General features: G+C 54.4%; 7 protein-coding genes. 3 read left to right on the forward strand and 4 right to left on the reverse strand.

Annotated elements, in window-relative coordinates:
- Together AQR02_RS26045 and hflX are read left to right on the forward strand one after the other, a co-directional pair.
- Positions 1-1,575, forward strand: a 1,575-nt coding sequence (locus AQR02_RS26045) for a DEAD/DEAH box helicase (RefSeq protein ID WP_148449222.1), incomplete at its 5' end; no start/stop codon positions are given.
- 536 nt (positions 1,576-2,111) lie between these two features.
- A complete protein-coding gene (hflX, locus tag AQR02_RS26050) occupies positions 2,112-3,380 on the forward strand; it encodes a GTPase HflX (protein ID WP_054943277.1) in 1,269 nt (422 codons plus the stop codon).
- A gap of 66 nt (positions 3,381-3,446) precedes the next feature.
- Here the strand turns inward: hflX and AQR02_RS26055 are convergent, their stop codons facing one another.
- The 3 genes from AQR02_RS26055 to AQR02_RS26065 are packed head-to-tail and all read right to left on the reverse strand — an operon-like array spanning position 3,447 to position 7,988.
- Complete coding sequence (locus tag AQR02_RS26055; protein ID WP_054943278.1) at positions 3,447-5,126, reverse strand: hypothetical protein; 1,680 nt, start codon at positions 5,124-5,126, stop codon at positions 3,447-3,449.
- Positions 5,127-5,176: 50 nt separating this feature from the next.
- Positions 5,177-6,271 (reverse strand): glycoside hydrolase family 88/105 protein, encoded by a 1,095-nt coding sequence (locus AQR02_RS26060; RefSeq protein ID WP_054943279.1) that lies wholly within the window; start codon positions 6,269-6,271, stop codon positions 5,177-5,179.
- Positions 6,258-7,988 carry a glycoside hydrolase family 3 protein gene (locus AQR02_RS26065; protein ID WP_054943280.1) on the reverse strand — a complete coding sequence of 577 codons (1,731 nt, stop codon included), beginning with the start codon at positions 7,986-7,988 and terminating at the stop codon, positions 6,258-6,260. The genes AQR02_RS26060 and AQR02_RS26065 overlap by 14 nt, the downstream gene beginning before the upstream one ends.
- A gap of 252 nt (positions 7,989-8,240) precedes the next feature.
- Here AQR02_RS26065 and AQR02_RS26070 point away from each other — a divergent pair, with 252 nt between their 5' ends.
- Complete coding sequence (locus tag AQR02_RS26070) at positions 8,241-8,879, forward strand: 4'-phosphopantetheinyl transferase family protein (protein WP_159067849.1); 639 nt, start codon at positions 8,241-8,243, stop codon at positions 8,877-8,879.
- Positions 8,880-9,134: 255 nt separating this feature from the next.
- Here the strand turns inward: AQR02_RS26070 and AQR02_RS26075 are convergent.
- Positions 9,135-9,384: hypothetical protein (locus AQR02_RS26075; RefSeq protein WP_159067850.1), on the reverse strand; the 250-nt coding region annotated here is incomplete at its 5' end.

The following is a 9,384-nucleotide window of genomic DNA, read 5'->3' on the forward strand; positions in this document are numbered from 1 at the left end:
CAGCGTGACCAGTGGCCGAAGCCGGCTGTACCGGCCGCACTGCAGGCCGAGCTTCGCAGCTATCAGCATGAAGGCTATGCCTGGCTGGCCTTTCTCCGCCGCTTCGGCCTCGGGGCTGTCCTGGCCGATGATATGGGCCTCGGCAAAACCGTGCAGCTGATCTCCTATCTCCTGCACCTGAAAGAGCTGGCGGCTGACCCGGCGGGCAGCCAGCCGCAGACGGATCCTCCGGGCTGGCCGGCACTGATCATCTGCCCGACCTCCGTACTCGGCAACTGGCAGAAGGAGCTGCAGCGTTTCGCCCCGTCTCTGAACGTCATGCTGCACTATGGCAGCAGGCGGCTGAATGCCGGGTACTTCTACGGTGCAGCCTCGCAGGCCGATGTAGTCTTGACCTCCTACGCCACGGCAGCATTAGACCAGGAGCTGCTGCAGCAGTTCACCTGGGCTGCAGTATGCCTGGATGAAGCGCAGAATATCAAAAACGCCGGGACGAAGCAGTCTGCGGCGGTGCGCAGCTTCCCGGCACTGCACCGGATTGCCCTGACAGGAACGCCGATTGAGAACCGGCTGTCAGAGCTATGGTCAATTTATGATTTTATTACACCGGGTTACCTGGGCAGCGCCAAGTCTTTCCAGGACCGGTTCGCGAATGCGATAGAGAAGGAACGGAATCCCGAGCGGACAGCGGATCTGCAGCGGCTCGTGAAGCCCTTCATGCTGCGCCGCAAAAAGAAAGATCCCCATATTCAGCTGGATCTTCCCGACAAAAATGAAATGAAGACCTATGTCAACCTGACCGCAGAGCAGGCAGCCCTCTATGACCAGCATGTAACCGGGCTGCTGGAGAAGATGAACAAGCTGGAAGGCATTGAACGCAAAGGCGCTATTCTCGCCGCGTTAACCAGCCTTAAGCAGCTCTGTGATCATCCTGTACTGCTGACGAAGGAGGCCCTGCCGGATCCGGCCGCGGAAGGCGGGCCGGGCACAGCCTCCCTGATTGAGCGTTCCGCGAAGCTGGAACGGCTGCTGGCGATGGTGCGGGAGCTGCGCGAAGAGAACGAACGCTGCCTGATCTTCACCCAGTATGTCGGCATGGGCCGGATGCTCCAGTCCGTGCTCCAGCAGGAGCTGAAGGAACCGGTGTTGTACCTTAACGGCAGCACCTCCAAACAGGCCCGCGACCGCATGATTGAGCAGTTCCAGGCCCCTTCGCCTCCGGACGGGTCTCCGGCGTCAGCCGGTCAGCCGAATGTATTCATCCTCTCCCTGAAAGCGGGCGGAGTCGGCCTCAATCTGACCGCAGCCAACCATGTCTTCCATTTCGACCGCTGGTGGAATCCGGCTGTGGAGAATCAGGCCACGGACCGCGCCTACCGGATGGGCCAGACCAAGGATGTTCAGGTGCATAAATTCATCTCGCTTGGAACCCTGGAGGAACGCATTGACGAGATGCTGGAGAGCAAGCAGCAGCTCAGCGATGATGTCATCTCAGGCTCCGAGAACTGGATTACCGAGCTCTCCACGGATGCGCTGAAGGATCTGTTCACCCTGCGCCGGGAATGGGTAAGCTGATTTGCCAGAAAATAATGGATGTGTTAAAATGGACTCAACTTTTAGGAACGGAGGGTTGCAAATGAATGTGATAGATTTTATCCGGATTCGTACTTTGCGCGGCTAATTCAGATATGAATAGCGCTAAAGTTCTGCCCATGTGCAGAGGACTCAGGATAGGTCTATCCATTTTTAAAGGCAGCCCGCAGTTTGACCGGGCGGACAGGGAATTAATGTGCCGCCTTCGCCTTTAGAAATCGCACTTCCATAGAAAATTGATCACCTAACCGAGCAGGTTGGAATAGGCCGCCTATTTCCGTTTGCCGGTACCGGATGTTTTGTTCATTTTCGCTGTGGGGTGCGCTTGCTGGTTGACGCCATGCATGCCATTGCATGGCCTTCCCGGCCTATTCTATTTCCTCTAATTCAAGCACAGGCAGATTACCGCCTGTGCTTTTTTCATGTCCGTTTAGCCCCTTAGCTCATAAGTCCGTCTTAGTCCGCACCATACCACTCGCAGCTTACACACATACAAATTTCAGGAGGTTGATGAATAGATGGAAGCCATACAGCAACAGGCAATAATCGTTGGTGTTCAACTGCAAAACGAGACGAATTTTGCATATTCGATGGAGGAGCTCCGCAATCTGGCTGCTGCCTGCAATATCAGGGTCATCGGTGAGCTAAGCCAGAAGGCCAGCCGGGTTAACCCTTCCCACTATCTGGGCACCGGTAAAATCCAGGAGCTGGGAGCGATGCTTGAAGATAAGGATACAGTCATTATCTTTAATGATGAGCTGACTCCCTCGCAGATCCGCAATCTGGAGTCTGCCCTGGGCCGTCAGGTCATTGACCGGACGATTCTGATTCTGAATATTTTTGCGGAGCGGGCCAAAACCAAGGAAGCACAGCTTCAGGTCGAAGTCGCCCAGCTGCAGTATATGCTTCCCCGCCTCACCGGCATGCGCGAATCGCTCGGCCGGCAGGGCGGCGGATCGGGCCTCAAGAACAGAGGGGCCGGTGAAACGAAGCTGGAGCTGGACCGCAGAAGAATCGAGGAACGGATTACCGCACTGCAAGCCGAACTGCAGACCCAGGTCGAACGGCGCCAGATTCAGCGCAGGCAGCGGCGTAAAAATGAAGTGCCGGTAATCTGTCTGGTCGGATATACGAATGCCGGCAAGTCCAGCCTGTTGAATGCGATGGTAGAGGAATATCATCCCGGATCGGGCAAGCAGGTATTTGCCAAGGATATGCTGTTCGCCACACTGGAAACGTCGGTCCGCAGCATTAAGCTTCCGGATCACAAAACCTTCCTGTTAACCGATACGGTAGGTTTCGTCAGCCAGCTGCCCCATCACCTCGTTAAGGCCTTCCGCTCTACACTGGAGGAAGTGACCGAGGCGGATCTGCTGGTCCATGTTGTCGACGCTTCCGATCCACAGCATGAACAGCATATGGAGGTAACGGCCGAGACGCTCAAAGCGCTGGGTGCAGAGGACATTCCCACGGTGTATGCCTACAATAAAGCGGATTTGACCGGCCGGCCTTATCCTGTTGTGGAGGGAGATTCGGTCACCCTCTCCGCCAGACAGGGCAGCGGAATCGCCGAGCTTACCGGACTGATCCGCAGGCATGTCTTTAATGACTACATTCAGTGTGAAATCCTGATCCCGTATGACCGCGGCAGCATCGTTTCGTATTTCAATGAACATGCCCATGTCCAGGAGGTCAGCTATGAAGAGCAGGGAACAAAGCTCCTGCTGGAGTGCAGAGCCGCTGACTATGAGCGGTTCCGCGGGGATTTCAGAGAGCTTTCGCATTAAAATTTTACGTTAAAAGGAGCTGAGCTCCAGGGATCGATACCCTGGAGCTCAGCTCCTTTATTGTATTCAGAAAGTGTCGTCCGCTGCCGGACCGGGACGCAGCCGCAGCGAGAAGGCCTCACCGGATTCAGCGTCTCTGCTCACCCGAAGTATACCTTCATCGGTTACCTCCACCCGCGGGCCTTCGCTGTCCTCAACCTCCAAGGCAGCGAGCGAGAACACAAAGGCAGCTTGCCGCAGGCTGGTGAAATCAATACTGCAGCGCGGGCCGGAATACAGAATCATATCCAGATTGATACTGTCCGAAGACCGGTCCAGCTGCCAGCTCAAGCTCCGCCCGGAATCCGGCTGTCCGGTGAATACCGCAAACCATGTCGTCAGACAGAAGACGGACTCCCCGATCTGCAGTTCGGCTCCCTCTTCGGTGAGCTCTGCTGTGATGCCGCCGGTATGACCGCCGATCTCCAGCCGCAGGCGGAAGTCCGCAACTTTGATTGCCCCGCTGATCCGGTCCAGATTAGGATGGGTGTCCCCGCCATCGGTCAGGAAATCAATTCCGAACAGCAAATCTCCCTGATCCTGTTTGGTTTTTATCCGGGCAGAGCAATAATCATAGCCGTCATGCAGGCAGCGCAGCCGGATATAGGCCGGAGTACCGTTATTGTTCACATAGGCCAGCAGCGGCCTTCTCTGATTCCATAAATCACTGTTCGTAAAGGAACCCATGCTGAACTGCGGCGTCATAAAAGTAACGGCCCATTTGCCGCTGCCGTCATCGGCATTGCCTTCATACAGCTGTCTCACTTCCTTAGTCGAAGGTGCCTTGAAGCAGTCCAGATAGGCGGCCGGACAATAAAATCCGCTGCCGTACCATTCCTCCTCATAGGGTAGCTCATCCCATGGAAAAAACATCACTTCACCCCTGGTCGCCATCTGCAGGAACGCCTTGCTCTGCTCACTCAGCAGCGTCTGGTAGGAGCGGGAGTGCGGGCCGGACCACTGCGCAGTCACGGGATGATAATATCCGGCTACCGTTTTCCAGGTCAGCTGAATCAGCTCATTGCACAGCTCCTTCACGGGACTGTCCGCAGACTCGCTCCGCAGCTTCGACAGCTCCAGAATGGCGATATAGGTATAAACGGGACTGTTAAACTCCTGAAAGGCCCCGCGCTCCATGGTATACGCATAAAGTTTTTTCAAGCGTTCCAGCCCATAGACTGCATAATCCTCCCGGCCGAGCTGCTCTCCGGCAATTCTGGTGACAAAGGCCCCCAGAATTGCAATATTGGTATAATCGGGTCCGACATTCCGCTTGGTAATCGCCTCACAGGCATAGTCCACCGAACGGATCGTTGCCTCGCGCAGCTCCTGCGGAAAACGGTGCCCGTGACGCGCCAGAGCCTGAATCAGCCGGCTGCCGCAGAAATCGGCCCAGTTCCAGTCCGGCGGTGCCATCATAGCGAGCGGCTCTTCATAGAACCAGGACCAGATGCCAAAGGTGGCGTGGCTCCGGTCCGTATCCTGCAGTGAAATCACCTGTGCTATGATGCCGAAGGCCCGCTGCTCCCATTCGGCGAGCTCTGTATCGAGCAGCCCCAGTGCATAGGACAACGAATCCCGCGTGGAATGGATAAATTCGGCCTGCTTCAAGGTGGTATGGTACCCCGGGCTGCTGAACGGCGAGCGCAGCATGGCAAGCTCCGGATGATAGCGGCCCTCCAGCCCCCGCATTTTGCGGATCAGCATTTCGCGCTGGTCAATGTCTTCTCAGGTATAACCTGCCGCATTATTCACGCTTATTTCCCTGCCTTTCTGACCGTGGTCACATTCGGCTGTCCGTTAGACTTCTGGCTCAGCGTCTGTGCCAGCAATTGCATTACCAGCCCCTGCCCGTACAATGCCGGATAGACAGCGATTTCATTATAGGCCTCAGCGGAAGGCATCACCGGAGTTCCGGCTGATACCCCCTTCACTTCACCGTCATCCGTAATGAGCGGAAGAATAGCACCGAGCGCCTGCTCCGCACCGGCCAGATAAGAGGGGTCCAGCATGCCGCTCTGTACGCCCCGGATGAATCCGCAGGCGATGCCGGCACTGCCCGAAGTTTCCTTATAATATTCCGGCCTGTCCAGGACCGTATGCCATAATCCGTCCTCCGCCTGGCAGGAGCTTAAGGCTGCAGCAAGCCTGTCATACCGGCTGTACAGCTCCCGGGGTATCTCGGTCAGCTCCTTAATCTCTGCCACAATCTGCGGAACGGCAAGCGTAATCCAGGCGTTGGCCCGCGCCCAGCGGACAGCCGACATATGGTTCCCCTCCCGGCAGTTCCAGCCATGGAACAGCAGCCCTGTCTGCTCATCCTGGAGCAGCCGCAGATGCAGCAGTGTCTGCTCCAGCGCCGCTTCCGCGATTCTGCGCTCCCCGGTCAGCCCGGCCTGCCGCGCCAGGAACAGCACGGCCATGTAGACCGTATCCGCCCATACCTGCTCCGGGAACTTGGCCGCTTCAGTAACGGTATGCTCCAGCGCCCCCTCCCGGGTTCTCGGCGCCGTCTCCAGCATCCAGCCGGCAATTTCACCGGCTTTCTCCAGAAACCAGCTATTCTGTGTCCTCCTGTACAGTCCGGGAAAAACTGCATAAGGAGCCATGGAATTAATCACCTTGATGCCTTCGGCCTGCTGCTTGTTCCGCTCTATCCACTCCAGCACATAATCGACGGCCTTGTCCCGGCCCGCAGCCTGGCCGTAATCCAGGATGGAAATGATGCCAACCCCCGGCACCCAGTCCCAGTGGCCGATGTCCATTCCCCAGTTGCCGCTGTGCTGCTCAGCGGTCATATACGCAAATACCCGCTCCAATATAGGCTCCAGCATAAGCTTAGTGTCGGACATGCTGCAGCCTCCTTGGACTCAGATAGTCTTCCTCAGGATCGGCATCCACAGGTGAATGTCCCAGGAACGGAGCTTCCCCGAACAGGGCTTTGACCGTGAACTCTACCGTTTCCTCGTGCAGTGAATATGCATTTACGAGTGTGTCGAGGAACGGCATATCCCGAAGCAGAAACGGCGTGGCAAAAGATACCCCGACCGGACGGATCGTCTCCGCATGCTGCAGCGCCCAGATGGCTTTGGCCGCTTCGCCCACCGGACGGGCCGAGTTCATCATGCCATGCAGCGGCATAAAATAAGGCACAAAGGCCGCATCCCAGCGGATCCCGGATTGTTCCCATTTCTGCAGCGTATTTAGCGGCTCGAATTCATCGAGAATATCCACCTGCAGCCCCCTTGCCTGGAGCTGATCAACGAACAGACCCATCCGCTCAAAGACCCGTCCCTGTGTTACTTTGTTCAACATGATGACCAGCACCCTGCGGGTCGTCTGCGGATCCAGCGGCAGGATATCTGCCCGGTTGCGTACAAGCGTGATACATTTCTCCGCAAGCTGTCTGCTCAGCTCTCTTGCCTGCCGGTCCTGCTCCGGCTTCAATTTATCATTCAGCAGCGGGACAGCGAGTGGGTCCCGTCCCTGTGCATCCAAATGCTGGAGGCTCAGCTCTGCCTTCATGGCCAGAATCCGCCGTACACTGGCATCCAGCCGTTCCATCGTTACCGCCCCTTGTGCCAGCGCCTTTTCCATGGTTTCAAAATACCTTATGCCCGGCCACAGCAGCACATCCGTCCCGCTGTTCAGGCAGTCCACCATCCGCTGCTCATAATCTCCCCAGGCCAGGAATCCGCCCATATCCAGCGCATCGGAAAGCACTACGCCTTCAAAGCTCATCCGCCCGCGCAGCAAATCCGTAGTAATCCGCCGCGAGACGGTTGCCGGAACCGGCTTCCGGCCCTGCACTGCGGCCCCTTCCATCCATGGAAGTGCAATATGCCCCGTCATATACGACATAAGCCCTTGATCGATCAAATGCTGTGAGACCTTGCCATAGGTGGACCACCATTCCTCCTCCGGCAGGCTGTTGACCGTGGTAATGATATGCTGATCCCGGTAATCCACCCCGTCACCCGGAAAATGCTTGGCGCAGGCGGCAATTCCGTAATCCTGCATCCCCCGCACCACAGCCGCGGACAAACGCAGAGCGCGCCCGGGCTCATCGCCCAGACAGCGGGTCGTGATCACCGGATTCATCCAGTTCAGCAGCAGATCCGTCCCCGGCGCCAGCGCCCAGGTGAACCCGGCCGCCCGGCCCTCGATCGCGGTATATTTGCCGTATTCGTAAGCCAGCGCTTCATCATCGGCTGCAGCGAGTGCGAGCAGCGGCGGGAACGCCGTCAGGCTTTTCACTGCTGAACCCGCGCCGAATTCCAGATCGCCGGAGAACAGCAGCGGGAATTTGCTGACCCTCTGCAGCAGCTCTACCCATTCCCGGTATTCCCCGGCTTTGCCCGCAGCCTTCTGGATCACCTCTCCGCCGATAAAAAAGCTGCCTACCGGATATTTCTCCAGGTACGCTCTGACTTCATCCTCATCTGTGGCCTTGAACGGCAGCCGGCCGGCATGGTCCTGCATCGTCTGCCCGATCTTTTCCCGCACACTCATGGATTGTAAAGTATGCTCCACCCAATCCTGCTCATCCTTCGTTAACGGCCTCCGCATGATCCCGATTCCTCCCGGTCATTTCTACTCCAAGTGTAACGAATAGCGGTGCAGCTCTAAATAAAGGCAACTATGAAATAAGTTCAAAATTCTATAATCGGTACTCGAATGTGGTGTTCATGGATGAACCAATGCTTTTCAAACATTTTTATATTTTGAGACTTAGTCCAAATAATGTTAATATATTGATGAAATTGACTAATGGTGGTGTTCGATATAGTTATAGTGACTGCAATAAAAGTCCCGAAATACATGGAACCTGAAATATATTCTTTATTTCTTAGTAACGTCGAAGAAAGAAAGAAGGAAAGAATCAGCCGCTTCTATAGAATGGAAGATTCTTATCGTACTCTCTTGGGTGATGCTTTGATTAGATATAAATTTAAACAATTAACCGGTTTTCACAATAATCAAATGAAAATAGAATTGAGCAGCTATGGCAAACCCTATACTGATCCTTCTTTTGGAGTACACTTTAACATAGCACATTCTGGGGATTGGGTTGTCTCAGTATTCGGAGAAACAAATGTTGGAATAGATATAGAGGAAATAAAACCAATTAACTTCGAAATCGCTAAAAAATATTTTTCATCCAGGGAAATTACCGATTTAACAAATCTGATTGATATCGATAAAAAATTATTCTATTTTTACGATTTGTGGACTTTAAAAGAAAGTTATATTAAAGCAATTGGAAGAGGGCTGTTTATCCCCCTTAATTCTTTTAGTATCTTCATGAACTCATCTAAGGAAATATTTATTGATGGAGCGGAGAATACAGTATTTTTTAAACAGTATAACCTTGACTGCTCTTATAAACTCTCAGTATGTTCTTATCTCTACGAATTTACTAATACTATAGAACAATGTACAGTCTATGATTTAATATAACTACCACTGAATCACAATCGAGTTGGAGAGCGCGGTAAGTCCTCATCTTCGAATTGGTTTGTAACGGAAATCAATATTTGTTGCATAAATGTAAAAAAATCACTTTATCCAATATTTAGTTTAATCTATGTAGCAGCAACCCCGCCTCCCGTAACTTGCAGGAAAACGGGGATTGCCGATTCAGCAGCATCGCTATCTGATTCCTGCTATCTGATCACTGCTCTCTAATCAATGCTGCCTAATCACTGCTGCCCGTCAGGGCAGGCTGATATGCAGCGTTTCAGACAATTTATTGTTCTCCTTGTTCATTTCCTCGTAGCGCCAGATATCATTGACGAAGAATTGGACCGTGAAATCGCCGATCGTCGGGACCGTCCAGCGCGGCGTTCCCTGGGCGCTGCTGTTTGCGGTCAGTGTAACCTCTTCCCCCGGCTGGATGACGCTGTTGTTCGTATCCGACCAGGAGACGACCCCGCCGTTGACGGAGAAGGCACCGCCCGTAATC

The sequence above is a fragment of the Paenibacillus ihuae genome, from assembly GCF_001368795.1.
Lineage (GTDB): Bacteria > Bacillota > Bacilli > Paenibacillales > Paenibacillaceae > Paenibacillus_AQ > Paenibacillus_AQ ihuae.